The sequence below is a fragment of the Pseudomonas sp. A34-9 genome (genome assembly GCF_029543085.1).
GTDB lineage: Bacteria > Pseudomonadota > Gammaproteobacteria > Pseudomonadales > Pseudomonadaceae > Aquipseudomonas.
This window is the reverse complement of the sequence record NZ_CP119967.1, coordinates 337,618-362,955: the sequence shown is the minus strand read 5'-3', so window position 1 is coordinate 362,955 and position 25,338 is coordinate 337,618. Positions and strand designations below refer to the sequence as shown.

The 25,338-nt window shown below is 60.1% G+C and carries 23 protein-coding genes; 10 read left to right on the top strand and 13 right to left on the bottom strand.

The annotated features are described in order from the left end of the window. Positions 1-32 precede the first annotated feature (32 nt). Positions 33-959, top strand: a complete 927-nt coding sequence (locus P3G59_RS01565; RefSeq protein ID WP_277760189.1) for a LysR family transcriptional regulator — start codon at positions 33-35, stop codon at positions 957-959. On the opposite strand, the gene P3G59_RS01560 is transcribed toward P3G59_RS01565, so the two are convergent. The 6 genes from P3G59_RS01560 to P3G59_RS01535 form a co-directional block, all read right to left on the bottom strand. Then, the gene (locus P3G59_RS01560; protein WP_277760188.1) at positions 876-1,193 is read right to left on the bottom strand and encodes an AzlD domain-containing protein; all 318 of its coding nucleotides are present in this window, start codon (positions 1,191-1,193) and stop codon (positions 876-878) included. The two genes, P3G59_RS01565 and P3G59_RS01560, sit on opposite strands and share 84 nt — an antisense overlap. Then, complete coding sequence (locus P3G59_RS01555; protein WP_007909125.1) at positions 1,172-1,888, bottom strand: AzlC family ABC transporter permease; 717 nt, start codon at positions 1,886-1,888, stop codon at positions 1,172-1,174. The genes P3G59_RS01560 and P3G59_RS01555 overlap by 22 nt, the downstream gene beginning before the upstream one ends. Then, complete coding sequence (locus tag P3G59_RS01550) at positions 1,885-2,262, bottom strand: GNAT family N-acetyltransferase (protein ID WP_093107005.1); 378 nt, start codon at positions 2,260-2,262, stop codon at positions 1,885-1,887. The genes P3G59_RS01555 and P3G59_RS01550 overlap by 4 nt, the downstream gene beginning before the upstream one ends. 79 nt (positions 2,263-2,341) lie before the next feature. Continuing rightward, on the bottom strand, positions 2,342-3,088 hold the full coding sequence (locus P3G59_RS01545) for a 2OG-Fe dioxygenase family protein (RefSeq protein ID WP_034151909.1): 747 nt from the start codon (positions 3,086-3,088) through the stop codon (positions 2,342-2,344). 232 nt (positions 3,089-3,320) lie between these two features. After that, positions 3,321-4,607, bottom strand: a complete 1,287-nt coding sequence (locus tag P3G59_RS01540) for an OprD family porin (RefSeq protein WP_277760187.1) — start codon at positions 4,605-4,607, stop codon at positions 3,321-3,323. Positions 4,608-4,904: 297 nt separating this feature from the next. Beyond that, on the bottom strand, positions 4,905-5,573 hold the full coding sequence (locus P3G59_RS01535; protein ID WP_277760186.1) for a DsbA family protein: 669 nt from the start codon (positions 5,571-5,573) through the stop codon (positions 4,905-4,907). Positions 5,574-5,830: 257 nt separating this feature from the next. Here P3G59_RS01535 and P3G59_RS01530 point away from each other — a divergent pair, with 257 nt between their 5' ends. Next, on the top strand, positions 5,831-7,924 hold the full coding sequence (locus tag P3G59_RS01530; protein WP_277760185.1) for a TonB-dependent siderophore receptor: 2,094 nt from the start codon (positions 5,831-5,833) through the stop codon (positions 7,922-7,924). Positions 7,925-8,075: 151 nt separating this feature from the next. On the opposite strand, the gene P3G59_RS01525 is transcribed toward P3G59_RS01530, so the two are convergent. From P3G59_RS01525 to P3G59_RS01510, 4 genes are all read right to left on the bottom strand, one after another. Beyond that, positions 8,076-8,288, bottom strand: coding sequence for a hypothetical protein (locus P3G59_RS01525; protein ID WP_034151907.1), 213 nt, complete (start codon positions 8,286-8,288; stop codon positions 8,076-8,078). 246 nt (positions 8,289-8,534) lie between these two features. Next, complete coding sequence (gene aguA / locus P3G59_RS01520; RefSeq protein ID WP_277760184.1) at positions 8,535-9,641, bottom strand: agmatine deiminase; 1,107 nt, start codon at positions 9,639-9,641, stop codon at positions 8,535-8,537. Between the two features lie 5 nt (positions 9,642-9,646). Then, positions 9,647-10,525 carry an N-carbamoylputrescine amidase gene (gene aguB, locus P3G59_RS01515; protein ID WP_034151905.1) on the bottom strand — a complete coding sequence of 293 codons (879 nt, stop codon included), beginning with the start codon at positions 10,523-10,525 and terminating at the stop codon, positions 9,647-9,649. A gap of 283 nt (positions 10,526-10,808) precedes the next feature. After that, a complete protein-coding gene (locus tag P3G59_RS01510) occupies positions 10,809-13,721 on the bottom strand; it encodes an aminotransferase (protein ID WP_277760183.1) in 2,913 nt (970 codons plus the stop codon). 165 nt (positions 13,722-13,886) lie between these two features. Here P3G59_RS01510 and rfbC point away from each other — a divergent pair, with 165 nt between their 5' ends. Genes rfbC through P3G59_RS01490 form a run of 4 tightly spaced genes read left to right on the top strand, consistent with a single transcriptional unit; the run spans position 13,887 to position 18,117 of the window. Then, positions 13,887-14,432 carry a dTDP-4-dehydrorhamnose 3,5-epimerase gene (gene rfbC / locus P3G59_RS01505; RefSeq protein ID WP_277760182.1) on the top strand — a complete coding sequence of 182 codons (546 nt, stop codon included), beginning with the start codon at positions 13,887-13,889 and terminating at the stop codon, positions 14,430-14,432. A gap of 42 nt (positions 14,433-14,474) precedes the next feature. After that, a complete protein-coding gene (locus P3G59_RS01500; RefSeq protein ID WP_277760181.1) occupies positions 14,475-16,283 on the top strand; it encodes an ATP-binding protein in 1,809 nt (602 codons plus the stop codon). Further along, positions 16,280-17,665 carry a sigma-54 dependent transcriptional regulator gene (locus P3G59_RS01495; protein ID WP_277760180.1) on the top strand — a complete coding sequence of 462 codons (1,386 nt, stop codon included), beginning with the start codon at positions 16,280-16,282 and terminating at the stop codon, positions 17,663-17,665. The genes P3G59_RS01500 and P3G59_RS01495 overlap by 4 nt, the downstream gene beginning before the upstream one ends. Next, entirely contained in the window at positions 17,662-18,117 is a 456-nt protein-coding gene (locus P3G59_RS01490) for a YiiD C-terminal domain-containing protein (protein ID WP_277760179.1), read from the top strand. Before P3G59_RS01495 ends, P3G59_RS01490 begins: the two co-directional genes overlap by 4 nt. Positions 18,118-18,336: 219 nt before the next feature. On the opposite strand, the gene cysQ is transcribed toward P3G59_RS01490, so the two are convergent. Next, a complete protein-coding gene (cysQ, locus tag P3G59_RS01485) occupies positions 18,337-19,164 on the bottom strand; it encodes a 3'(2'),5'-bisphosphate nucleotidase CysQ (RefSeq protein ID WP_277760178.1) in 828 nt (275 codons plus the stop codon). Between the two features lie 11 nt (positions 19,165-19,175). Then, complete coding sequence (nudE, locus tag P3G59_RS01480; RefSeq protein ID WP_077570256.1) at positions 19,176-19,742, bottom strand: ADP compounds hydrolase NudE; 567 nt, start codon at positions 19,740-19,742, stop codon at positions 19,176-19,178. A gap of 88 nt (positions 19,743-19,830) precedes the next feature. Here nudE and yrfG point away from each other — a divergent pair, with 88 nt between their 5' ends. Then, positions 19,831-20,493: a GMP/IMP nucleotidase gene (yrfG, locus tag P3G59_RS01475; protein ID WP_277760177.1), complete on the top strand. Its 663-nt coding sequence runs from the start codon at positions 19,831-19,833 to the stop codon at positions 20,491-20,493. Positions 20,494-20,589: 96 nt separating this feature from the next. Here the strand turns inward: yrfG and lysM are convergent, their stop codons facing one another. Continuing rightward, positions 20,590-21,030, bottom strand: coding sequence for a peptidoglycan-binding protein LysM (gene lysM, locus P3G59_RS01470; protein WP_064388966.1), 441 nt, complete (start codon positions 21,028-21,030; stop codon positions 20,590-20,592). A 140-nt stretch (positions 21,031-21,170) separates the two neighbouring features. Here lysM and P3G59_RS01465 point away from each other — a divergent pair, with 140 nt between their 5' ends. From P3G59_RS01465 to P3G59_RS01455, 3 genes are all read left to right on the top strand, one after another. Continuing rightward, entirely contained in the window at positions 21,171-22,058 is an 888-nt protein-coding gene (locus P3G59_RS01465; RefSeq protein ID WP_277760176.1) for a LysR family transcriptional regulator, read from the top strand. A gap of 92 nt (positions 22,059-22,150) precedes the next feature. Then, a complete protein-coding gene (gene fdhD / locus P3G59_RS01460) occupies positions 22,151-22,990 on the top strand; it encodes a formate dehydrogenase accessory sulfurtransferase FdhD (protein ID WP_277760175.1) in 840 nt (279 codons plus the stop codon). Continuing rightward, positions 22,987-25,335 (top strand): FdhF/YdeP family oxidoreductase, encoded by a 2,349-nt coding sequence (locus P3G59_RS01455; protein WP_277760174.1) that lies wholly within the window; start codon positions 22,987-22,989, stop codon positions 25,333-25,335. Before fdhD ends, P3G59_RS01455 begins: the two co-directional genes overlap by 4 nt. Positions 25,336-25,338: the final 3 nt, after the last annotated feature.

The window sequence follows — 25,338 nt, the reverse complement described above, 5'->3', positions numbered from 1 at the left end:
CAATACCCAGCCCACTTCAGAGGGCATTACCCATGGATAGCAGAACCTTACGCAACCTCATGCGCATCGTGCAGACCGGCTCGTTGTCGGCCGCAGCCGAGCATTCGTGCCTGACTGTGCAGGCCTTGGCCGCGCAGTTGAACAAGGTCGAAGAGCAGTTCGGTTTCCGCTTGTTTCGTCGTTCCAACAAGGGTCTGACGCTGACGCCGCAAGGCACCGAGCTGACGCCCTACATGGACAAAGTGCTGATTGCCACGCGACAGATGGAAGAAAAGGTCGAGGCGCTCAAGGTGCCGGGCCAGCGCACATTGAAGGTCGCGTTGAACAACACGTTGTCGTCTGACTTCAACCGGCGAATGATCGGACGCCTGATCGAGGTGTTTCCCGATTATCAGATGGAATTCAGCTACGCCGAGTCGATGGAAAACCTCAGCAAGCTGAAGAATGAGGACTTTGACCTCGCGGTGCTGATCGGGCCACAGCGTCCCGGTTTGCCGAGTATTGTCCTGCCGGAGGTGCAGGTGCAGGTGGTCGGTGCTCATTGCGGGCAGGAAAACGATCCACTGACGTTACTGGGCAACAAGTTTCAGGTGCGCCCTGCGGAAGATTGTCCGTATTCCCACAGCTTCCTGCGTTTTCTCGATGCCGGGCTGGGTAATCACGAGAACGGTCAGCGCATGGTCTACTCCTGCAGCGAAACCCTGACGCTGTCGCTGATCACACAGATGGACGCGGTCGGTATGGTCTCTCGCGAGGCCGCGCAGAAGAACGGCCTGACGATTTTCCCCGGTTTCGAGGATTTCCTCGAAGTGCGTCTGGCGGTGAACAACCCGAACCTGTCGGGCCAGGCCCTCAACGACGTGGTTGATCTGCCACTACATGAACGAGCCGAGCGCAATGTACGCAGCCGTCCCAACCGCCACACTGAGAAAGAGGTTTTTGCTGAAATACGCACATAATAACGTCGGAATCGCGGCATAAAATTCCGGGCGATCGAGCTGTATGTGCTGATCCTTGATCAACAAGGGTGTCAGGCTGATCGCAGCGACGATCGCCACCGGCAGGTACTCTAGCGCCCGCGCAATAAACGGCGGCCAGTGCTCGGTGTTGACTTGCAGTGGCAGCGCGCGTGGCAGGAAGGTCACGGCCATCATCAGCGCCACCGCCAGGATCAGGAACGTTTGGTCAGGCATACACCCACTCCGCAGCCCACAAACGTGGCGATGAATACATTGAACGGCGAGCTGCCGACCAGGCTCAGCGCGCCCATGCACAGCACGGCAGCGGCGGCCGCGATGAGTTTGTTGCGGGTGTTGCACAGCGACACCAGCACGTAGAGCATCATCGCCGTCAGTGCGTAGTCGAGCTGATATTTGATCAGGTGCGCGGCATATTGCGCGCAGACCGCGCCGAGCAAACCGCCGAGCACCCACGAGGTGTGACAGAACAGGTTGAAGCCGATCAGATAGCGCACGTTGACCGGCGCGCCGGTACCGAGTTTCACACTGTGGAAAGCGAAGGATTCGTCAGTCAGGCCACCGGCGTAAGCCCAGCGCTCCATGCGACTCAAACCGAGCGCACGCAGGGCCTTGGCCATGTACACCGACATCAGCATGTGCCGCGCGTTGATCAGGAACGTGGTCAGCACAATGGTGGTCAGCGACGCGCCGCTGGAGATCAGCGCCAGCGCGGCGAATTGCGAAGCACCCGCATACACAAACAAGCACATCGCCACCGGCAGCCACATCGGTAGCCCGGCGTTGACCGCCATCAGCCCGAACACGAATGACACCGTGAAGTAGCCGGCGACGACCGGGCTGGCTTCGGCAAACGTGCGCGATGGCTGATGGGCAGCCATCAGCGGCGCACTGCCGGACGTTTCATTCATAGATCCCTCTCAAATGTCCGTTCGCCATGAGGTTCGCAAAAACCCTGGGCAGCCCAAAAACGCTTGCCCGCGAGGTTAGCATCGTCGACGAACAGAAACATCCGCAACACACCGACCCGTTTCATATCGGAAGACGCCGCTTCAACCAGCCGTTGACCGACGCCCTGGCTGCGATAGCGCGGGCTGACGGCCAGATGATTGATGGTGCCGCGACTGCCGAGCATGCCGCCCAACACCGCGCCGACGATTTCGCCGGCGATGTCGAAGGCGAGATAGGCCGTGGTGGTTTTCTGGATCAGCACGCCGCGCAGGCACTTGGCGTCCTGCCATTCGCAGAAGGACACTTCGTCGAACTGCCGGAAGAAGCGCTCCATGCGCTGCGCATCCTTGGCCGTGGCGCGTCGCAGCACCACCGGCGTCGAGCACTCGACGCCGTCGATTGGGGTGATCTGATTAGCGAACAATGTCGAAAGCGGTCCCGGGCCGCGAGAAGGAAATCGCCAGAATCTGCCGGTACGCCATGGCATGGGTGTGCGTGTTGCGCGCAGGCGTCACGTAGTGGCGCATGTCACGGTCGAGGAAGTAAGTAGTGTCGAGAATCTCCTGGTAAGTGGTCGACGCCAGTTGATGCTCGTGGATGTCGTACAGACGACTCTCCGCCCCCTCAACGTTGTTGCGGCCCCAGAAGTGCACGCCGCTGAACGGATAGCCATCGCAGTGAATGCCTTCCGGAGTAATTTCCAGTTGTTTGCCGGGTTTGATCTCGATGCGGATCTGATGGATCTGGCACTGCCAGATTTCATCGTGCAGCTCTTCCGGCAGCACGCTTTTGTACACTTCGAAATCGGTGTCGATCAGGCTGCGCATCACCGGCGAAGTAATCACTTCATCGGAGAAGTCCTGGAAGTGCCGTACCAGGCCGCCGACATAGGCGTTGTTCTCTTTCGACTGCACGTAGGCGCGATGCTCGAGTTGCTTCAGTTCGCGAGTCTTGGGGTTGTACTCGAAGTCGCTGTAACGACGGTAACGCATGCCGGCTTCGGCCTGACCGTAGTAACTGTCAGGCTCCATGTTTTCCCAACTTTTGGTCAGTCTGACGAAGTCGGCAAAATGACCGTAGAGATTGAAGTCACCACCCTGGACGTTGACATATTTGTCGCGCCGTAGCGATTCGCCCACTTCTCTGTTCAAAACGATCATTACCAAATTCTCCGCTGCGTTGAGCGGCCTAATCTATTAGGTGGAGAATTTGCGTCCATGAGAAAGAATTTCAGGCATTTAAAGCCCTGTTTGAAACGGCATTTGCAGCGACCTGAAAACAACTTTTACATGACAGAAACACGGGTTTTTTCCGGTTTTCATCGAAAAACCGTCGAAAAAAAACCCCGAACCAGTCGGGGTTTTTCTCATGTTTCTTACACTTGATCAGGCATCAGAAGATGTTGATCGGGTAATCCACGAACACACGCAGTTCGTTACCGCTGACGTTGTACTCGCTGGATTTCTGCGAAACACGCAGGATCGAGCTGCGCAATTTCACGCTCAGATCTTTGGCCGGGCCAGACTGCACGACGTATTTGAACTGGTTGAAGATCTCGCGCTCGGTGCCGCCTTCGCTGGTGGAGGTGGTGATGTTGTCGCCACGCACGTAAGCGAAGTTGTAGCTCAGACCCGGTACACCGAAGGCGCCGAAATCCAGGCCGTAGCCCAGCTGCCAGCTGCGTTCGTCTTCGGCGTTGAAGTCGGACCAGTAGGAGTTGGCCAGGTAGATGGTGTTGCCACCGTCGCCGACACGACCCTGTTCTTTCTGGTAGCCACCGTAGGCATAGCCCAGGTTGCTGTCGCCAGTGGAACGCTGATGCGCCACGGTAAACGAGTGCGGGCCAGTGGCGAACGTCGCTGCCAGGCTCCAGATCTTGTTGTCGTCACCGGTAGCACCGCTTTCGCGGACATAAGAGTTGTCCAGCTTGGTGCGGTAGCCGTTGAAGTCCAGGGTCAGCGACTGATCCTTGTTGAACGGCAACACATAGTTGGCGTTCACGTATTGCTTCTTCAGCACGTCTTCAACGTCGGATGCGTACAGCGCGCCCTTGAAGTGTTCGGTGAACTGGTAGCTACCGCCCAGTACATTGATCGACTTCAGACCACCACTGTCACGGCCTTCAGCGCTCTTGCGCGATTCCGCGGTGAAACGACCGGCGTTCAGTTCCAGGCCTTTGATCTCTTTGGAAGTGATCAAAGTACCGGTGTAGCTTTCTGGCAGCAGGCGCGAGTTATCGTAGTTCAGCACCGGCAGGGCCGGCATCTGATCACCGTAGGTCAGCGTGGTGCTCGACAGGCGGAATTTGACTGCCGCGCCACCCTTGGACAGGTCGTTGGCTGGCTTATTGCTGTCACCACGCTTGAAGAAGTCGATGCCGCCGGCACCGCTGCGATCTTCGCTGCGCTCCAGGTTCAGTGCGTACAGACCGAACGCGTCAACACCGACACCGATGGTGCCTTGGGTGAAACCGGACGAGAACGTACCGATGGCTGCTTGGCCCCACTCGGATTTGTCGTCGTTACCGTTTTTGTAATCACGATTGATGTAGGCATTGCGCAGCAGCACTTTGAGGCTGCTGTCTTCTACAAAACCCTTGGACTCGGCTTGGTCGTTAGCCATGGCCTGAGTAGCACTCAACATCCCCAGTGCGATCAGACTGATTCGCTTGTTCAACATTTTGTTTTCCTTATTACGGGTTGAAACGCGCTGTGTCGAACGGCGGAAACGGCGCTTTTGCACTCTATTATTCACCCCGAAACAAAAAGGCCCGCCCACGACAATGTCATGGCGGGCCTGCTCCTTATTTTGAGTCATGGCGGTTGGCCACAGGCGTTGGGCCGAATCGTAGCCGCGCCCTGAACAATGTGTCAATTTCAAGAATCGTCTTTAAATAGGTAAAAATCGTCTAAGAAACGTAAATTTTGCGCTGGCTGCTTGCTGGGAAATGCACGCAGCCAGTGAATCCCGTGCGTATCACGCACAGCCGTCGATCGCACACAGTGCAGAGACTTCGCCTGGCTCATCGCGGACGATTGCCTGTTTCAACCAATCGGCAAATGCCTGCGGCTTGCCCAGCGAGGGACTGATGTCGATCAACTGGAATTTGCCGTTCTGCTCCAGAGCCATTGTTGGAAAGCCCTGACCGGCCAATCGAGCCAGAAACTGGCGGCTGGCCTTTATGTGCCCCTCGCAATCAACGGACTCCAGCGCAACGTGGAAATCCTCCTGCGCATAGCCCATCTGCATCGCCAGTTCCAACAGCACGGCTGAATCGGCAATGCGCCGCCCTTCCACATAGTGCGCCGTCTGCAACCGCCCCAGCATGCGCAAACCGCCTCGGTCGATGGCTTCGGCCGCCATGACCGCAGCAATCGGTGGCGTTGAATCGAACACCGCCGAGTGATCACGCAGCAACCCTTCGAAGTAGGCCTCGCCAAAAGGCTGACCGGTGTACTCGGCAATGCGGCGATCGTGGGGCATAACGTAATCGCGCAGTTGCGGCGAAACAGGTTGGCGGTTGGCGCCACTCATCATGCCCCCAGCATGGGCGATCACCGGCAGCACCTGTTGTGCGGCTTCAACCAGCGGCTTGGCGCCATAACACCAGCCACACAAAGGGTCGTAGATGTAATGAAGAATCATGGGGGAAAACTCCGGCAGAAAATCAGGAAAATCGATGGCGGCAGATTAGTCCTCGACCCCTTGCGGAAAAACGCCGGATTGGCATTCAGTCTGTTTCGTGAATCGGTCGAATGGATCGATCGGTCAGATTGTGTCGATACGGACACAAATTGAAACAATCAGACAAGGGAACTTATAAGGAATAATTAACGGAAGTAAATGCAAAGCATTACCATTCGCGCGATCGAATTCTTCCACCCTTTCGGATGCGCTGTTCAATGCCTGCCCCGTTCCGTCTTACGCCCGTCACCCTTGGGCTATCTGCTTTTCTGTCCAGCGGTTTTGCCTACTCAGCGACCGAATTACCTGCCACCGCGATCAGCGCCGAAGCGCAAGCCGATGACCCACGGGTAAAGCTCAGCAGCACCGCGACCCGCACCTCAACGCCCGTGCGTTATGTGCCGCAGGCCATTGATTCGATCAAAACGTCGAACGTCGCCAACTACGGCACCAACGATATCGGCGACACCTTGAGCGGCATGCCCAACGTCAGCAGCAGCGCCGACACTCGCTTCGACAGCCTGCGCATTCGCGGCTTCGATGCCAGTAACGATTTCTATCTCGACGGCATCCGCGACGACAGCCAATACAAGCGCGACCTGCACAACATCGAACGCGTCGAAGTGCTCAAAGGCCCGGCCGCTGTGCTGTACGGTCGCGGCAGTCAGGGCGGGATCGTCAACCGCGTGAGCAAACTGCCAGAGTTCGGCCGTCGCTCGACCATTGAAGCCCAGGGTGGCAGCGAAGATTTGCGTAGTCTTTACGCCGACCTCAGCACTGACCCGAGCGAAAACATCAGCCTGCGCCTGAACATGGGCAACATGGATGAAAACAGCTTCCGTGATGGCGTCAGCGGCAATCGCCAGTTGTTCGCACCGTCGATGAGCTGGCAACTGACGCCGGACCTGAACTGGTTGGTGCAATACGAATACAGCCGCTACAACCGCACCCCGGATCGCGGCATCCCCGGCGTCAACGGGCGTCCGGCGGATGTCGGCCGGGACACGACCTACGGCAACGATCACGACTTCATCGATGACAAGTCGCAATCGCTGCGCTCGAAACTCACTTACGAAATCAATGACAACTGGCAACTGCGCCAGACCCTCGGCGTGTTCAAGCTCGACAGCGATTTCGACAACACCTACCTCACCGGTTACACGCCGGCGACCAACAAGGTCACGCGCCAGCACTGGCAGCAGGATCTGACCACTCGCAACGTCTATAACAACGTTGAACTGGAAGGCGGATTCGATACCTTCGGCCTTGAACATCGTCTGCTGACCGGCATCGAGATCGGCAGTCAGCGCCGCGATCCGACGCTGTACAACGCCGCCACGGGCAGAACCCCGGGGGCACAGCCGGTGCCGTCGCTCGACCTGTACAACCCCAATCGCGATCTGCGCCACACCGGCAGCATGCAGGTCTCGAGCAGCAGCCACACCGAAGTCGAAAGCCGCGCGGTGTACGTACAGGATCAACTGCGCCTGAACGAGCAATGGCAAGTGCTGGCCGGTCTGCGTTACGACACCTTCGATATCGAGTCGACCAACAAGCTGCGCAACCTCTCCGAAGACCGTGACAGCCACAGCACCAGCCCGCGCGTGGGCCTGGTCTGGACGCCGCTGCAGAACCATTCGTTCTACGCTTCATGGTCCAAAACGTTTTCGCCAGTGGGCGGCGGCTTGATCGGCATCACTCCAGGCGCAGCCGGCAACACCAACGACCTCAGTCCCGAGCTGACCAAGCAAAAAGAGATCGGCGTGAAGAGCGACTGGTTCGACGATCGCCTCAGCACCACGCTGGCGATCTATGACCTGGAACTCTACAACCGCCGTACCACCGATCCAAACGACCCGACCCTGACCGTGATGTCCGGCCTGCAACGTTCGCGCGGGATCGAGTTGACGGCCACTGGCAACATTGTCGGCAACTGGTACATGCGTGGTGGCATCGGTATGCAGGACGCGAAAATCGAGAAGGACAACAACGGCCTGGAAGGCAAACGCATCAACAACGTCGCCAGGCATAACGGCAGCCTGTTTCTGACCTGGAAACCGGAAATGGGCTGGTACGGTGAAACCGGGCTGACCCTGGTGGGGCAGCGCTACGCCGATAACGCCAACACTACGGTGTTGCCAGGTTATGGCCGTTGGGATGCGCTGGTCGGTTACCGTTTCAAGGATTGGGATTTGCGCACGGCGCTGAACAACATCACCGATCGCGAGTACTACGCGTCGGCGACCAGCCAGTATCAAATTCAACCGGGTGCGCCACGTAGCGTCGTGATGACCGGCACCTATTCCTTCTAACGGCAAGATCAAAAGATCGCAGCCTGCGGCAGCTCCTACATTGGAATGTGTGATTCCCTGTAGGAGCTGCCGCAGGCTGCGATCTTTTCTTTCGTGCATAAAAAAGCGCCGCCATCCCGGCAGCGCTTTGAACCAATCCTTGTTGTTCTTCTTATCCTTCCATCACAGCCCACAACGCGTCCAGTTCGGCCTCGCTGAACAGGTCAGCGGGGTAACGCTCGATCATCATCCGGCGCGGATCAGGTTCCCTGATCTGACGCGTTCCATTGGACTTCAACCAGTGCGCGACAATCTGGAGCGATTCGCCGTTAACGGCCATGGGATGCAACGTCCGCTCGCTGACTACGTTCACTTCGGCGTTCATTTCAGCGCTCTCTCCCCGTTCGTGAGCGGCTACGTTATCCAAGGTTTATGACAGAACTGTTGAAGTTCTCCCCCCTCCCTAGTGCACGGGTGATGAATACAAGAGCTATGCCAATGTTTCTGAGTTGTCGACAAGTGGATACAAAGAAGCCCGCAATCCAACCGGGCTGCGGGCTTCTGTGCATGCGTAGCGAGCTAATCATTGCCCGGCTGATTTATTAATCAACTCAAGCTGTTACGACTCAACTCACTCTTTGTGCGGTGCGGGTTGCTGTTGGGTAAGGCAGTGGATATTGCCGCCCCCCAGTAACAGTTCGCGGCCCGGCACCATCACCACTTCGTGCTGCGGGAACAGCTTCTGCAGAATCTCTTTTGCCGGCGCGTCCATCGGATCGTCGAAGCTCGGCGCGATGATGCCGCCATTGACGATGAGGAAGTTCACGTAGGAACCGGCCAGACGCACGGACGGATTACGCTCCTGCGTACCGTCCACCGGATCAACACCGGCGCACTCTTCTTCGGTGGCGAACAGCGGCCCCGGAATCGGCATCTTGTGCACCGTGAATGGGCGGCCCTTTGCGTCAGTGCTGCTTTGCAGCACGTTCATCGCGGCCTGGCAGCGCGGGTAGTTCGGATCCTGCGGGTCATCAGTCCACGCCAGCAACACTTCGCCCGGACGCACGTAGCAGCAGAAGTTATCCACATGGCCGTCGGTTTCGTCGTTGAACAAACCGTCCGGCAGCCAGATGATCTTATCCACAGACAGATTGGCGCTGAGCACCGCTTCGATTTCTTCGCGGCCCAAGTGCGGGTTGCGATTGCGATTGAGCAGGCATTCTTCGGTGGTGATCAACGTACCTTCGCCGTCGACGTGAATCGAACCACCCTCCAGCACAAAACCTTCAGTGCGATAGCGCGGACTGCGCTCGATTTCGAGGATCTTGCCGCCGACTTGCGAATCGCGATTCCACGGCGAATAGAGACCGCCGTCGAAGCCGCCCCAGGCATTGAAATCCCAGTTCACACCGCGCACTTCGCCGCTGTTGTTGATGACGAAAGTCGGGCCGCTGTCGCGCACCCAGGCGTCATCGCTGGACATCTCGACCACGCGGATATTCGGCACGTCGAGACGCGCGCGGGCGTTTTCGTATTGGCCGGCGGACACGGCCACGGTCACCGGCTCGAAACGTGCGATGGCCTTGGCCACTGCTGCGTGTGCGGCTTGCGCCGGTTTGCCGCCAAGACGCCAGTTGTCCGGGCGCTCTGGCCAGATCATCCAGGTCTGAGTTTGGGGAGCCCACTCGGCCGGCATGTAGAAGCCGTCGGCGCGCGGGGTACTTTTCAAGGTGGTCATCGGGATCAGGACTCCAGGGAACCGTCGAGGGTTTTCAACGCGCCGTACAGGTTCGGACGGCGGTCACGGAATGAACCCCACGCGCTGCGAATGTGTTCGAGCTCGTCGAGGTTGAAAGTGTGCACAAGAATACCTTCTTCGGTTTTATTCAGCTCCTGCACTTTTTCGCCGAACTGGTTGGCGATGAAGGAAGAGCCGTAGAACGTGATGTCGTAGCCGTCCTGTTCTTCGTTGCCGATGCGGTTGCTGGCGATCAGCGGCATCAGGTTGGCGCCGGCATGGCCCTGCTGCACACGCTGCCAGTGATCGCGCGACGAAATGGTCTTGTCGTGCGGCTCGCTGCCGATCGCGGTTGGGTAAAACAGAATTTCCGCACCCTGCAGCGCCATGCTGCGCGCGGCTTCCGGGAACCACTGATCCCAGCAGATGCCCACGCCGATTTTTGCGTAGCGGGTGTTCCACACCTTGAAACCGGTGTCGCCCGGGTTGAAGTAATACTTCTCGTGGTAGCCCGGGCCATCCGGGATGTGGCTTTTACGATAAATCCCGAGGTTGCTGCCGTCGGCGTCGATGATCGCGATGCTGTTGAAGCGTGCGCGGCCGGCCAGTTCGTAGAAGCTGATGGGCAGCACGACTTGCAGCTCTTTGGCGATTTTCTGGAAATGCTTGATGGCGACGTTTTCTTCCACGGTCGTCGCCAGTTGCAGGTAGTCCGGGTTCGGCTTCTGGCAGAAGTACGGCGCCTCGAACAGCTCCTGGATCAGGATGATCTGCGCGCCTTTGGCGGCGGCTTCGCGCACCAGCCTTTCAGCGATTTCGAGGTTGGCTTCCAGATCCCACGAACAGGCCATCTGAGTGGCGGCGACGGTAACGATACGGCTCATGAATCATCTCCGGGCAGTTGCTTTGACGGCCGGAAATTCGGCCGAAAAGAAAAACGCGCGCACCGGACATGAGATCGCCATGCCGGAGCAATGGCGACTTTATAGCCGATAAATATCGGCTTTAGAAGTTACAAATTAACCTTCCATCTAAAAGTTACTGAAAAATAACCGATATAAATCTGCTTTATGTAGGAGCTGCCGAAGGCTGCGATCTTTTGATTTTGCGCTTGAAAAGCCAGATCAAAAGATCGCAGCCTTCGGCAGCTCCTACACGGGATCAGTGTCAGAGGCCCTCGGTGAGCACCCGATCGAGCATGTCGACAAAGAAATCCACACTCTGGCGCGACGTCACCATCGGCGGTTTGATCTTGAGAATGTTCAGGTCATCCCCGGTCGGCTGCATGAAAATCCCCAACTCGCGCAAGCGATCGCACAGTAAAGTGGTCTCCTCGGTCGCCGGCTCCAGCGTTTCGCGATTGCGGATCAACTCAAGCCCCAGATAAAACCCGGAACCGTGCACCGCGCCCACCAGCGGATGTTTATCGATCAGCGCTTCGAGCCGCGCCTTGAAGTGGCCACCGACCACTTGCGCGTTCTCCCAGAGCTTTTCTTCTTCCATCACATCGAGCACCGCCATGCCGATCTGGCAGCTCACCGGACTGCCGCCCGCCGACGAGAAGAAGTAGCCCTCGGCCTCCAGCGCCTCGGCAATTTCCCGGCGAGTGATCACCGCCCCCAGCGGCTGGCCGTTACCCATGCCCTTGGCCATGCAAATGATGTCCGGCACCACGCCCTGCTCTTCAAAACCCCAGAAGAAGTGGCCCATGCGCCCGTAACCGACCTGCACTTCGTCGGCGATGCACACCCCGCCCTGCGCGCGCACCCGCTTATACACCTGCTGCAGATACCCCGGCGGCAGCGAGATGCCGCCGGCATTGCCATACACCGGCTCGCAGATAAACCCGGCCAGTTGGCGCTTCTGCTCGGCGAGCTTCGCCAGGTGATGCTCAACGCTGCGCACGTAATCCGGCGCCGAATCGAGGCCACGGAATTCACCGCGATAAGTGTTTGGCGCAGGCACCGGATGCACCCAGTCCGGGCGGCTTTCCAGGGCTTTCGGGTTGTCGGCGATCGAGGTCGATACCGCATCGGCGCCGACCGTCCAGCCGTGATACGCCTCAAGCACACTGATCATGTCGCGGCCGCCGCTGTAGGCCCACGCCAGACGGATCGCCAGGTCGTTGGCCTCGCTGCCGCTGTTGACCAGAAACACCCGATCCATGCCTTCCGGCGCCAGTTTCAGCAAGCGCTCGGAAAACTCCGCCACCGCCGCATAGTTGAAGCGCGAGTTGGTGTTGAGCAGCGACCACTGACGCGCCGCGACCGCCGCCATGCGCGGGTGACCATGACCGAGCACCGCAACGTTGTTGAGCATGTCCAGATAGGAGCGGCCCTGCATGTCGATCAAGTGATTACGCCAGCCGCGTTCGATGCGTGGCGGATCGACGTAGTAGTGTTTCTGGGTGCGGGCGAAACTGGCGTCGCGGCGTTCGAGCAACGTTTTCGCGTCCAGCTCAGGCTCGGCATTGCAGGCCAGCCCTAACAATGCGGCCGGCGATGGGCACAGCGCCTGCCAAGCCGCTGCATGCGCCGGGGTGCAAAACAACGGCGCATTGAGCTGCGCGCCCCGACACAACTGCACCCGCAACGGGCCACTGACCGCGCCCAGCACCTGCCCCTTGACCAGCGCCGCACCGCTGTGCAGCGAAGGTGTCACGCCCCACAGCCGCACGCTGAGTTGCGGGCCATCCAGTTGCAGCACACCGTCTGCCGCCTGATGCACGACACCAGCGAACGGCGCCTCCACGGCGGTGCCATCGGGCACGCGCAATTCCACGTGCAGCGGGAAGGTGTCCGGTTCAGCGGCACTGTCGGGACGAGTGCGCGACAAACGGTACTGACCATAACGGCTCGCCGCCAAACCATGCGCCGCAGCCGCTTCAGTCAGCAGTCGCTGATCGATACCCTCCTGCTCCCAATTGCCAGCGTCGAAATGCGGACTGAGCACGCCAAGATCGATCAGCGCAAATTCGCGTCCGACCAGACCGGGCAACAATGGCGCAAAACCTTCACTCTCAATCGCCGGCAAAGCCTGTCCCACCGCCGCCAGAATCGCCGCCTCCATCAACGCCTGAGGCACCGATGTCGCCACGCGGAATATTTCCCACTCATGGCTAAGGTTGTCACGGCTGTAAGTATTCGCCGGGTCGATGCTGACCTGCTGCTCGCCACTGAGCACCAGCACCGCCGCGCGCGCGACAATCAATGGCCACAGCGCTTGCAACTCTTCGTGTTGCAACGGGTTGACCGCGTGGTAAGCCTGAACCGCCGGCAAGATGACAAACGGATCACCATCAGCGTGATGCAGCAACGCCGCACACGTCACCGACAGATCGGTGATGCGCCACGTACGCACCAGATCGCCAAAGTCGATCACGCCCTGCAACTGCCAGTGACGCCGGGCATCGCGCGCCCAGACAGCGTTGTCATCGGTGATGTCCATGTGAATCGCCTGCACGGGCAGCCTGGCCAGCAACGGCTGCAAGCGGCGCTCGGCCTGAGCGGCGGCATCGGCGATCAATGTGCGTTGCCGCTCGTCCTTGATCACCGGCAGCAGATGGCTGATCAGTGCGCTGGCGTGGCGAGCATCCCACTGCAACGTGCGCTCAAGGCCAGGATGGTCGAACCCGGCCAGCGCCAAGTCCATCTCACCGCAGAGCCGGCCAAACCCCGCCACCACATCGCGCCCCAAATGATCGAGATGCGTGAGCGGCTGGCCCTCGATGTAATCCAGCAGGCGTACATGGACGGCTTCGCCGCCGACCTCCAGTGACAGCAGATCTTCGCCACTATTGGCCGCTATCACCCGCGGCACCGTCACCGCCGAGTGCTCGGCCAGAAACTTGAGGCCGGCGTGCTGAGCCTGCAGTTCCACCAGGGCGTAATCGCCTCGGCAGATTTTCAACACGAACCGCCCGCGCGGACTGTCGACGCGAAAATTCAGATCCTGCTGACTGCCAAGGGCCTGCAACGTGCCGCTGAGGCCGTAATGCTCCGCCAGCCATTGCCGGGCCTGCTCGGCAGACACCTGCGGGCTGGGCAAACTGGCGCGATGAATCAACGTGGCGAGCGGCATGAAACGACCCCTGAAATTTTATTAGGCGCCTATATCGCCATTGCTTGGCTGGATCCGCAACCCCCTCCGCGTAAAGGCGTCCGGGCTATTTGTCTTCCGGCACTCGCGCCCTTCGGCCGTTTGCGCAAGAATGTCGGCCATTAACACTGGCCTATGGAAATCCCCATGAATGTAATCACCACCGACCTGCCCGGTGTCCTGATCATCGAACCGAAGGTGTTTGGTGACGAGCGCGGTTTTTTCTACGAGAGCTTCAATGCCAAAGCGTTTCAGGACGCTACCGGTCTGGACACGCAATTCGTTCAGGACAACCACTCGCGCTCGCAAAAAGGCGTGTTACGCGGTCTGCATTACCAACTGGAAAATACCCAAGGCAAACTGGTCCGCGTGACCGTCGGTGAAGTACTTGATGTGGCCGTGGACATCCGCCGCAGCTCGCCGCACTTCGGTAAATCGGTGGCGGTGCGTCTGTCGGCCGAAAATCATCGTCAACTGTGGGTGCCGGAAGGTTTTGCCCATGGCTTCGTGGTGCTGAGCGAGTTCGCTGAATTCCTCTACAAGACCACCAACTACTACGATCCATCGTCCGAGCGCAGCATTCGCTGGGATGACCCCGCTCTGGGCATCGACTGGCAACTGGACGAAGCGCCGAAGCTATCCGCCAAGGATCAGGCTGCCGCGCTGCTCAAGGACGCTGACGTCTTCGCCTGAGGCCGGGCATAATGCGCCTGTCCCTACAGGCGCATCCGGCTCATGAAACCAACCCTTCCCCGCAGACCCCGCTGGCGCAGCCTCGCCCTGCTGGCCCTGTGTCTGGCGCCGCTGCTGTGGCCGCTGGAGCATCTCGCCGAGCGCTATTACCGCAGCGAACTGGCCGGGCAGAACCGCCAGACCCTCGACCTCTACGTCGCCAACCTGCTAGGCACGCTGCACCGCTACGAAGTGTTGCCGCAAATCCTCGGCGACCTGCCAGCGCTGCGTGCGGTACTCGGCGCGCCGGACGACGGCGTCACCCAAGGCAATGCCAATCGCCTGCTGAAGAACATTGCCGCGCAGACCGGCGCCGAAGTCATGTACCTGATGGACACCAGCGGCCAGACCCTGGCAGCGTCGAACTGGGACAAGCACGACAGTTTTGTCGGCCGCAATTTCTCGTTCCGGCCGTATTTCAGCGAAGCCATGGCCGGACGCCTCGGACGCTTCTTCGGCCTCGGCACGACGTCTGCCAAGCGCGGTTACTTCTTCGCGGCCGCCGTGCGCGACGGCGAAAAAATCATCGGCGTGCTGGTGATCAAGGTCGACCTCGACCACACCGAAAGCCTGTGGGGCAAAACCCCGGAACAACTGCTGGTGACCGACCACAATGGCGTGGTCATCCTCACCTCGCGCCCGGAATGGCGCTTTCGTTCGACCCGCGATTTGAACGACAGTGAACGCTCAGCGATCACCGCCATCCAGCCCTACCCGACCCGTGAACCGCGGCCATTGAACCTCAGCCCCAGCGCGTGGCTGATCCAGACCCACGACATCGCCGAAACCGGCTGGAGCGTGAGTATCCTTGCCCCGCGTACGCTGATTGATCGCCCGGTGCGTACCGTCGTCGCCATCGGCGGCGCCACGCTGCTGGTGGTCATGCTGTTGCTCGGCCTGCTGATGCAGCGTCGCCGGCATTATCTGGAGCGCATCGCGTTCGAGGCCAAGGCACGCCGCGAACTGGAGGGCCGCGTGGCGGAACGCACCAGCGACCTCGAAGGCCTCAACCGGCGTTTGAAGGAAGAAGTGCTGGAGCGTGAACAGGCCCAACAGGAACTGGTGCGTGCCCAGGATGACCTGGTCCAGGCCGGCAAACTGTCGGCGCTGGGGACGATGTCAGCGAGCATCAGCCACGAACTCAATCAGCCGTTGGCAGCGATCCGCAGCTACGCGGAAAACGCCGAAGTGCTGCTCGATCATCAGCGCACCGACGACGCTCGCGGCAACCTCAAACTGATCAGCGAACTGACCGGGCGCATGGCCTCGATCATTGCCCACCTGCGCGCTTTTGCCCGCCGCGATCGCCACGCGCCGGAAAGCGTTGCCCTGCAACCGGCGCTCGACGATGCGCTGGCCTTGCTCGCCAAACGGCGCCGCAGCATGGAGGTTGAGCTGATTCGCGATCTGCCGGCCGCCACCCTGTGGGTCGAGGCCGGGGAAACGCGCCTGCGCCAGGTGCTCGGCAATCTGCTGGCCAACGCCCTCGACGCGCTCACCGAAAAAGGCCCGCCGCGCAAACTGTGGCTGAGTGCCGAATCCACCACCGAGGGCGTCAATCTGTACATTCGCGACAACGGCCCGGGGTTCTGCATGGAAGCCCTCGGCCGCGCCAGCGAGCCCTTTTACACCACCAAGACCCGCACTCAGGGTCTGGGGCTGGGGCTAGCCATTTGTGAAACGCTGATGCGCGCCTTCGGGGGTGAACTGTCGTTCGCCAACCACAAGCAAGGTGGCGCCTTGATTACCCTGCGGCTGCGCGCCGGTGCACCCGGGGTCAGCCTGCAACCGTCCGAGGATCGAAGTGCATGACCATCGACAATCGCATTCAGGTGGTGTTGATCGACGACGATCCACACCTGCGTCAGGCCCTCGGCCAGACACTGGATCTGGCCGGTCTGAAAATCTTGTCGCTGTCCGAAGCCAAGGGGCTGGCGGCACAGCTGGAACGTGACTGGCCGGGCGTGGTGGTGAGCGACATTCGCATGCCGGGTATGGACGGTCTGGAATTGCTCAGCGAATTGCACGCGCAGGATCCGGAACTGCCGGTGCTGCTGATCACCGGCCATGGCGACGTACCGCTGGCGGTGCAGGCCATGCGTGCCGGCGCTTATGACTTTCTCGAAAAACCTTTCGCCAGCGATGCGCTGCTCGACAGCGTGCGTCGCGCCCTCGCCCTGCGTCGCCTGGTGCTGGACAACCGCAGTCTGCGCCTGGCCCTCAGCGACCGAAATGAACTGAGCGCGCGACTGGTTGGCCATTCGACGCCGATGCTGCGTCTGCGCGAACAGATCGGCGCGCTTGCAGCGACCAAGGCTGACGTGCTGATCCTCGGCGAAACCGGCGCTGGCAAGGAAGTCGTCGCCCGCGCGCTGCACGATTTGTCGAGCCGCCGTAACGGTCCGTTCGTGGCGATCAACGCCGGCGCGCTGGCCGAGTCGGTGGTGGAAAGCGAACTGTTCGGCCATGAACCCGGCGCATTCACCGGCGCGCAGAAGCGCCGGATCGGCAAGTTCGAATTCGCCAATGGCGGCACGCTGTTTCTCGATGAAATCGAAAGCATGAGCATGGACGTGCAGGTCAAGTTGTTGCGCATGCTGCAGGAGCGCGTGGTGGAGCGCCTGGGCGGCAATCAATTGATCCCGCTGGACATCCGCGTTATCGCCGCAACCAAGGAAGACCTGCGTCAGGCCGCCGATCAAGGCCGCTTCCGTGCCGACTTGTATTACCGCCTCAATGTCGCACCACTGCGCATTCCGCCACTGCGTGAACGTGGCGAAGATGCGTTGGTGCTGTTCCAGCATTACGCCGATGAAGCCAGCGCCCGCCATGGTTTGCCGCCGCATGAATTGCAACCGGCACAACGTGCCTTGCTGCTGCGCCACACCTGGCCGGGCAACGTGCGCGAACTGCAGAATGCCGCCGAACGTTTCGCCCTCGGCCTGGAACTGGCGCTGGATAACGCTGGGGCCGAAGGCAGCGGCAACACCACGGTCGAGGTCATCAATGGTGGTCTCAGCGAGCAAGTGGAAAACTTTGAAAAGTCGTTGATCGCGGCCGAACTGACGCGCTCCCACAGTTCGGTGCGCAGCCTCGCCGAAGCCTTGGGTATTCCGCGCAAGACCTTGCATGACAAGTTGCGCAAGCATGGTCTCAATTTTGGCGACAGCAGCCATGGGGACGAGAACGAATGATCAGCCACAGCGCCTATCTTGAGTCGGTTTTGCATCACGACATCCCGCTGACCCGAGACATGGGCCTAAAGGTGCTCGACTGGCATGAACAGCAACTGAGTCTGCATCTGCCACTCGAGCCGAACGTCAATCACAAGAGCACCATGTTCGGCGGCAGCCTTTACTGTGGCGCGGTGCTGGCCGGGTGGGGCTGGCTGCATTTGCGCTTGAAGGAAGAAGGCATCACCGACGGGCACATTGTGATTCAGGAGGGGCAGATCAGTTACCCGCTTCCCGTCACCGGAGATGCCGTGGCGATTTGCCCGGCGCCGGATGCGGCGGTGTGGAAGAAGTTTCTGGCGATGTATCGGCGTTACGGGCGGGCGCGGTTGGCTTTGAATACGCAGATCGTCAATCAGGGCAGCGAAGAAGACGCCGTGACATTTACCGGGCAGTACGTTTTGCACCGTTGAAGATCAAGAGCCCCTCATCGGAACGCCGCCCGCCTAACCCTCTCCCAGAGGGAGAGGGGACTGATCGAGGTGTCTTGCGTTGTACATCGACCTGAAAGATCGCAGCGATTATGGATTCAGCAAAGCTCGACCAGGTCGGCGCTACTCTCCAACCTCCCACGATCGGCTCCCTCTCCTGGGGTAGAGGGCTGGGGTGAGGGCGATTGCCGATCAGCCCACTTAACCCCGGGCCAACTCCAACAATCTGGAACGCCAGGCCGCCTTCGCCGGCAACGCCAAAAAGAACTCGTTCAGTAGCGACTCCCGCGCCGGATAGCAGAACGCTTCACCGCGTAAATCCAGCACCTCACCGCCCGCCCCTTCCAGCACGCCCTGCGCCGCCGCCGTGTCCCACTGCGAAGTCGGCGCCAGTCGCGGATAGCAATCCGCCGCGCCTTCAGCCAGCAGGCAGAATTTCAGCGAGCTGCCAATATTGGCCAATTGCAACTCGCCCAGACTCGCACTCAACCCGGCGAGCAAACGTTCCTGCTCGGGACTCGAATGACGACGGCTGGCCACCACGGTAAACGCCTCGCCCGGCCCCGGTACATTGCGCACCTGAATCGCAACCGGCGTGCCGCGCTTGTCGCAACGCCAAGCGCCAAGCCCGGCACCGCCAACGTAATAACGACCGTTGGTCGGCATCGATACCACGCCAAACACCACCCGACCGTTTTCGATGAGCGCGATATTGACAGTAAATTCTTCACTGCCGCTGATGAACTCTTTGGTGCCGTCCAGCGGATCCACCAGCCACCAGCGCTGCCAGCCGGCGCGCACGCTTTGGGGGATGTTGGCGTCCTCTTCGGATAACACCGGAATGTCCGGATCCAGTGCCGTCAGCCCGGCAAGGATCAGATGGTGCGCGGCCAGATCCGCAGCCGTCACAGGCGAGTCATCGGACTTGGCGGTGACTTCAACGCCAACGCGCCAGAACGGCAAAATCGCCTCGCCGGCCTGCAATGCCAGCTCTACGACCGGCGCCATCAACGGGTGGGCAAACTTCATCGATCTCTCACTCATGCTGGAAAGAACCCGCGCTGGGTCAGCAAGTCACGGGTCAGGTACAGCGCTGCCAATGCGCGGCCCTCGGAAAACTGCGGATTGAGCGCCAGCGACGACAATTCGCGCAGGTTCACCTTATCGACGCGCATCGGCTCGGGCTCGTCGCCCTCCAGCCGTTCTTCGTACAAATCGGTAGCCAGAACGACCTGAATCTTCTGGCTCATGTAACCGGGCGACAGCGACAGCTCGGTCAGATGCTCCAGTTGTCGCGCGCCAAATCCGGCTTCTTCCTTGAGTTCACGCTCGGCTGCCGCCAATACGTCTTCGCCCGGTTCGATCAAACCTTTAGGCAAGGACAGTTCGTACTCATCGGTACCGCCGCAATATTCCTCGACCAGCACTGCGTGTTCAGCATCCAGCATCGCCACGATCATCACCGCGCCGTAGCCCGCACCTTTGCCGACCAGACGCTCGTAAGTGCGTTCCACGCCGTTGGAAAAGCGCAGCTTGAGTTCTTCGACGCAAAACAGACGGCTGGTGGCGACGATCTCGCGGGCAAGTACGGTGGGTTTCTGGCGCATGCAAAGCTCCTTGGCGTGAACGCGCTACTATAACGTGGCTTTCCCGATTGTTTATGTCGGATATCTTTCTACCGTTCGAGACGTTGCCATGCCTTCATTACCGTGGTCCGACATCGATACCGTTCTGCTGGACATGGACGGCACGCTGCTGGATCTGCACTTCGACAATCACTTCTGGCTGGAACACCTGCCCCAGCGTTACGCCGAACTGCACGGGGTCAGCCGCGCCATGGCCGAGATGGAATTGCAGCCGCTGTTCGAGCGCCACGCCGGCCAGTTGCAGTGGTATTGCCTGGACTTCTGGAGTGCCGAGCTGAAGTTATCGGTGCGTGAATTGAAGCAGGAAACTGCGCATCTGATTGCCTTGCGGCCGGATGCCGATACCTTTCTGGAAGCGATCAAACGCGCCGGCAAGCGGGTGATCATGATCACCAACGCGCACCGCGACTCACTGTCGCTGAAGCTCGAACGCGTCGAACTGGCGCCCTATTTCGAGCGGCTGATCAGCTCGCATGATTACGGTTATCCCAAGGAAAATCCGCAGTTCTGGGATGCCTTGCAGGCGGACATCGGCTTTGATCCGGCGCGCAGTCTGTTTATCGACGATACCTTGCCGATTCTGCGCAGTGCGCGGGATTTTGGTGTGGCGCATTTGCTGGCGGTGAAAGAGCCGGACAGCCGCAAGGGGCCGAAGGACACAGCTGAGTTTGCCGCCGTCGAGGATTACCGCAATCTGATCGCCAACCTCTGATCCCCTGTAGGAGCTGCCGCAGGCTGCGATCTTTTGATCTTGCAGTTTAAAGATCAAAAGATCGCAGCCTGCGGCAGCCCCTACAGGGCTTGCGGGTTATTCAGGGATACGCAGTGTCTGGCCTGGATAGATTTTGTTCACATCCTTGAGCATCGGCTTGTTGGCGTCGAAAATTTTCTGATACTTGTTGGCATCGCCGTACACACGCAGTGAAATCGCGCTGAGGGTGTCACCCGACTTGACCACGACAAATTGCGCGGCAGTGACAACTGGCCCGCTCACGGTGATTTGATCATCCACGCTGCCAACGCCGGCAATGTTGCCCACTGCCAACAGAATCTTCTCTTTCTCTTCCTGACTCGCGACTTCACCGGTGACGGTCACTTTGTCGCCATCCACCGTCGCCTGCACATTCGGATTGCCCAGACCGACCTTGCTGATGTGTTCCTTCAACTGCTCACTGGCATTGGCATTGCCCGGGGTCAGCAGATCGAGCAGCTTTTCACCGGCTTCTTTCACAAAACTTAAAAGGCTCATCGTGTTCTCTCCATGGAATAAAGGTTCAGTCGTCCAAGCCTAGACCACCCCGGACAAACCCGGTTCCAAGCCGACCAATGACCCTGTCTCTGCCCAAGCGGTAGAATCGCCCACCCCGCCAACAAAGCTTCGGAGCGAAGATGGACATCAAGCAACTGAAATTCCTCATCGCCCTCGACGAAACCCGCCACTTCGGCCAGGCCGCCGCGCGCTGCCACATCACCCAGCCCACCCTGTCGATGCGTCTGCGCAGCCTCGAAGAAGAACTCGACCTGCCACTGGTCAACCGAGGGCAGCGCTTCGAAGGCTTCACCGCACCGGGCGAGCGCGTGCTGGCCTGGGCACGTTCGGTGATGGCGGCCTATGACGGTTTGCACGCGGAAGCGGCAGCGTGTCGTGGCAACCTGATCGGCACGCTGCGACTGGGCGTGGTGCCGTTGTCGAGTTTCGATCCGCTGCCGTTGATGCAACGCCTGCATGCCGCACACCCGGATCTGCGTTTCGAAATGTCGGCGCTGAGTTCCGAACAGATCCTCGAACACCTGGCAAACAACCGCATAGACCTCGGCGTGTCCTATCTTGATCGTCTGGACCACGAACGCTTCGAATCACTGACCTTCAACGAAACCCGCATGGGCCTGCTCTACGACCAGCGCACCTTCACCTTCGGCGAGGCCCCATTGAGCTGGCAATCGCTGATCGAACTGCCGTTGGGCATGCTCACCAGCGGCATGCATTTTCGCCAGTCCATCGACCATAACTTCCACAGCCGTGGCCTGACCCCGCAAGCGTTGCTGCAAACCGACGCCGTGCATCAATTGTTACAAGCTGTGCACGGCGGTTTTTGCTGCGCGATCATGCCGCTGGACGGTGGCCTGGAAAAACTCACCGATCACCTGCGCCTGCAACCAATCGAGGACGCCCGGACCGTTGCCCCGCTGGGCCTGATCATGCGTCGCGGCGCCCCACGCTCCGCGCTGGCGGAAGCCTGTTTCTCACTGTATCGAGAATCACCAACAGCCTCTTGATCGACGGCATCTATCAATAGATCGACAGTAGCGATTAGACGCGACAACTTGCCGCGCCTAGTCTTAACGTTGATCAATCCGTCGGTGATGCCATGAACGCCAAGCGCCCGGCCTGCGCGGCGCCTGCACTCGAAACGCCCGCGCCAGCCGCCAGCCAGACCTACAGTTACAGCGATTTACCCCGTAAGGAATCGGCCAGCACCGCGCTGGCCGAGGAAGTCGCGTTGGCGATCGCCTATAACGGCATCAGCCAAGCGGTGATGCTGGTGACACCGACCGACCTTGAAGATTTCATCGTCGGCTTCAGCCTCGGCAGCGGCATCATCATCGATGCCACCGACATCTATGACCTGCAACTGACAGGCGCCGGGTCTGCGCAATACGCGCAAGTGACCATCGCCAATCGCGCGTTCTGGAACCTCAAGCAGCAGCGCCGGCAAATGGCCGGCACCAGCGGTTGCGGATTGTGCGGGGTTGAAGCGGTGGAGCAGGCGTTACCTGATCTGCAAGTCCTGCCCGGTGCGCCGTTGCCGCCGATTGAATGGCTCGACGGTCTGCGTCAGCGCATCAGTGCATTTCAACCTTTGGGCCAGTACTGCGGTGCGGTGCACGCGGCGGTGTTCATGAACGCCAGCGGCGAATTGCTGCTCGGTCGCGAAGACATCGGCCGGCACAACGCCCTCGACAAGCTGATCGGCGGACTGATCCGGCAAAAGATATCCACAGAAGGCGGCCTGGCGATTGTCACCAGCCGTTGCAGCCTCGAACTGATCCAGAAAGTCTTGCGCGCCGGTATCCAGACTTTGGTCAGCCTGTCCGCACCCACGGGCCTTGCCGTGCAATGGGCCCGTCGACACAACCTCAATCTCATCCACCTGCCGCAGAAAAGTGCGCCGCGGGTGTACAGCCCCGCGATGGAGAATCAAGCGTGAGCCAACATCATCAAGCCGACCAGAAACCTGTCCCGCGCTACAAGCCTTACAAAGGTGCCGCCGGCGGCTGGGGTGCCCTGATCAGTGTGGCCCAGGCCTGGTTGACCAGCGACAACGCACTGAAAAACCTGCGCATGATGCTCAAGACCAACCAGAACGGCGGCTTCGACTGCCCGGGTTGTGCGTGGGGCGACTCGCCGGAAAGCGGCATGGTCAAGTTCTGCGAGAACGGCGCCAAAGCGGTGAACTGGGAAGCAACCAAGCGCCGTGTCGATGCCAGGTTCTTCGCCAAGCACAGCGTCACTTCGCTGCTGGAGCAGAGCGATTACTGGCTGGAGTATCAGGGCCGTCTGACCGAGCCGATGGCTTACGACGCCGAAACCGATCGTTACAAGCCGATCAGTTGGGACGACGCCTACACCCTGATCGCCAAGCACCTGCAAAGCCTGCCGAGCCCGGATCTGGCCGAGTTCTACACCTCGGGTCGCGCCAGCAACGAGGCGGCCTATCTGTATCAGCTGTTCGTGCGCGCCTACGGCACCAATAACTTCCCTGACTGCTCGAACATGTGCCACGAGGCCAGCGGCGTAGCGTTGGCGCAAAGTGTCGGCGTCGGCAAAGGCACCGTGACCTTTGACGACTTCGAGCACGCCGATGCGATTTTCGTCTGGGGCCAGAACCCGGGCACCAACCACCCACGCATGCTCGAACCCCTGCGTGAAGCGGTGAAACGCGGCGCTCAGGTGGTGTGCATCAACCCGTTGAAGGAACGTGGTCTGGAGCGTTTCCAGCATCCGCAGCACCCGATCGAAATGCTCACCAACGGCGACAAGCCGACCAACACCGCGTATTTCCGCCCGGCACTCGGCGGTGACATGGCGCTGCTGCGCGGCATGGCCAAGTTCCTTCTGCAGTGGGAGCGCGATGCGCAGAAGGCGGGCGAACCTGCCGTGTTCGATCACGACTTCCTCAACGCCCACAGCGCCAACGTGCTGGAGTACCTCGGGGTCGTCGACGACACGCCGTGGGAACAGATCGTCGAGCAATCCGGCCTGACCCTCGTCGAAATCGAGCAAGCCGCGCGCATGTACGCCAAAGGCAAGAACGTGATCATGTGCTGGGCGATGGGCATCACCCAGCATCGCCATTCGGTGCCGACCATCCAGGAAATCGCCAACCTGATGCTGCTGCGCGGCAACATCGGCAAGCCGGGCGCGGGCCTGTGCCCGGTGCGCGGCCACAGTAATGTGCAGGGCGACCGCACGATGGGTATCAACGAGCGTCCGCCGGTGGCGTTCCTTGACTCGCTGGAGCGACGCTTCCAGTTCAAAGTGCCGCGTCACAACGGCCACAACGTGGTCGAGGCGATCCATGCGATGGCCGAGGGTCGCGCCAAAGTCTTTATCGGTCTGGGCGGTAACTTCGCCCAGGCGACACCGGACAGCCCACGCACCTTCGAAGCCCTGAGCAATTGCGACCTGACCGTGCAGATCAGCACCAAACTCAACCGCAGCCACCTGGCGCACGGTAAAGATGCGCTGATCCTGCCGTGCCTCGGTCGGACCGACATCGACATCCAGACCGAAGGCCCGCAGGCGGTCACCGTGGAAGACTCCTTCAGCATGGTCCACGCCTCCAACGGGCAGTTGCAGCCGCTGTCGAACCAGATGCGTTCGGAGCCATCGATCATCGCCGGCATCGCCGCCGCCACACTGGGCAGCAAACCGGTGGACTGGAACTGGCTGGTGGCCGATTACGGGCGCATCCGCGAACTGATCGCCGACACCATCCCGAACTTCAAGGAGTTCAACGAGAAGATCAAGAACCCGGGCGGCTTCTACCTCGGCAACAGCGCTGGCGCGCGCAAGTGGAACACGCCGTCGGGCCGCGCCAATTTCCGCGCGAACATGCTGCCCAAAGATTTGGTGCACGAACGCACCCGCGCCACCGGGCAACTGCCGGACCTGATCCTGCAATCGATGCGCTCCCATGATCAGTACAACACCACGATTTATGGTCTCGACGACCGTTATCGCGGGGTCAAAGGCCAGCGTGATGTGCTGTTCGCCAACGAGGCCGACATCATTCGCCTGGGCTTCCGTCCGGGGCAGAAGGCAGACATTGTTTCGATATGGGACGATGGTCGCGAGCGTCGCGTTAAAGGCTTCACGCTGCTGGCGTTTGATATTCCGGCGGGACAAGCGGCAGCTTATTACCCGGAAGTGAATCCGCTGGTGCCGCTGGAAAGCACCGGGGATGGCAGCCATACGCCGACGTCGAAGTTCATTGCGATTCGGTTGGAGGCGGCGAGTGAGACTGGGTTGATCATGGCCAAGTCTGCTTGATGC

Coding starts and splice junctions, on each gene's coding strand:
- P3G59_RS01565 (WP_277760189.1), top strand. CDS start 33: ATGGATAGCAGAACCTTACGCAACCTCATGCGCATCGTGCAGACCGGC.
- P3G59_RS01560 (WP_277760188.1), bottom strand. CDS start 1,193: ATGCCTGACCAAACGTTCCTGATCCTGGCGGTGGCGCTGATGATGGCC.
- P3G59_RS01555 (WP_007909125.1), bottom strand. CDS start 1,888: ATGAATGAAACGTCCGGCAGTGCGCCGCTGATGGCTGCCCATCAGCCA.
- P3G59_RS01550 (WP_093107005.1), bottom strand. CDS start 2,262: ATGGAGCGCTTCTTCCGGCAGTTCGACGAAGTGTCCTTCTGCGAATGG.
- P3G59_RS01545 (WP_034151909.1), bottom strand. CDS start 3,088: ATGATCGTTTTGAACAGAGAAGTGGGCGAATCGCTACGGCGCGACAAA.
- P3G59_RS01540 (WP_277760187.1), bottom strand. CDS start 4,607: ATGTTGAACAAGCGAATCAGTCTGATCGCACTGGGGATGTTGAGTGCT.
- P3G59_RS01535 (WP_277760186.1), bottom strand. CDS start 5,573: ATGATTCTTCATTACATCTACGACCCTTTGTGTGGCTGGTGTTATGGC.
- P3G59_RS01530 (WP_277760185.1), top strand. CDS start 5,831: ATGCCTGCCCCGTTCCGTCTTACGCCCGTCACCCTTGGGCTATCTGCT.
- P3G59_RS01525 (WP_034151907.1), bottom strand. CDS start 8,288: ATGAACGCCGAAGTGAACGTAGTCAGCGAGCGGACGTTGCATCCCATG.
- aguA (WP_277760184.1), bottom strand. CDS start 9,641: ATGACCACCTTGAAAAGTACCCCGCGCGCCGACGGCTTCTACATGCCG.
- aguB (WP_034151905.1), bottom strand. CDS start 10,525: ATGAGCCGTATCGTTACCGTCGCCGCCACTCAGATGGCCTGTTCGTGG.
- P3G59_RS01510 (WP_277760183.1), bottom strand. CDS start 13,721: ATGCCGCTCGCCACGTTGATTCATCGCGCCAGTTTGCCCAGCCCGCAG.
- rfbC (WP_277760182.1), top strand. CDS start 13,887: ATGAATGTAATCACCACCGACCTGCCCGGTGTCCTGATCATCGAACCG.
- P3G59_RS01500 (WP_277760181.1), top strand. CDS start 14,475: ATGAAACCAACCCTTCCCCGCAGACCCCGCTGGCGCAGCCTCGCCCTG.
- P3G59_RS01495 (WP_277760180.1), top strand. CDS start 16,280: ATGACCATCGACAATCGCATTCAGGTGGTGTTGATCGACGACGATCCA.
- P3G59_RS01490 (WP_277760179.1), top strand. CDS start 17,662: ATGATCAGCCACAGCGCCTATCTTGAGTCGGTTTTGCATCACGACATC.
- cysQ (WP_277760178.1), bottom strand. CDS start 19,164: ATGAAGTTTGCCCACCCGTTGATGGCGCCGGTCGTAGAGCTGGCATTG.
- nudE (WP_077570256.1), bottom strand. CDS start 19,742: ATGCGCCAGAAACCCACCGTACTTGCCCGCGAGATCGTCGCCACCAGC.
- yrfG (WP_277760177.1), top strand. CDS start 19,831: ATGCCTTCATTACCGTGGTCCGACATCGATACCGTTCTGCTGGACATG.
- lysM (WP_064388966.1), bottom strand. CDS start 21,030: ATGAGCCTTTTAAGTTTTGTGAAAGAAGCCGGTGAAAAGCTGCTCGAT.
- P3G59_RS01465 (WP_277760176.1), top strand. CDS start 21,171: ATGGACATCAAGCAACTGAAATTCCTCATCGCCCTCGACGAAACCCGC.
- fdhD (WP_277760175.1), top strand. CDS start 22,151: ATGAACGCCAAGCGCCCGGCCTGCGCGGCGCCTGCACTCGAAACGCCC.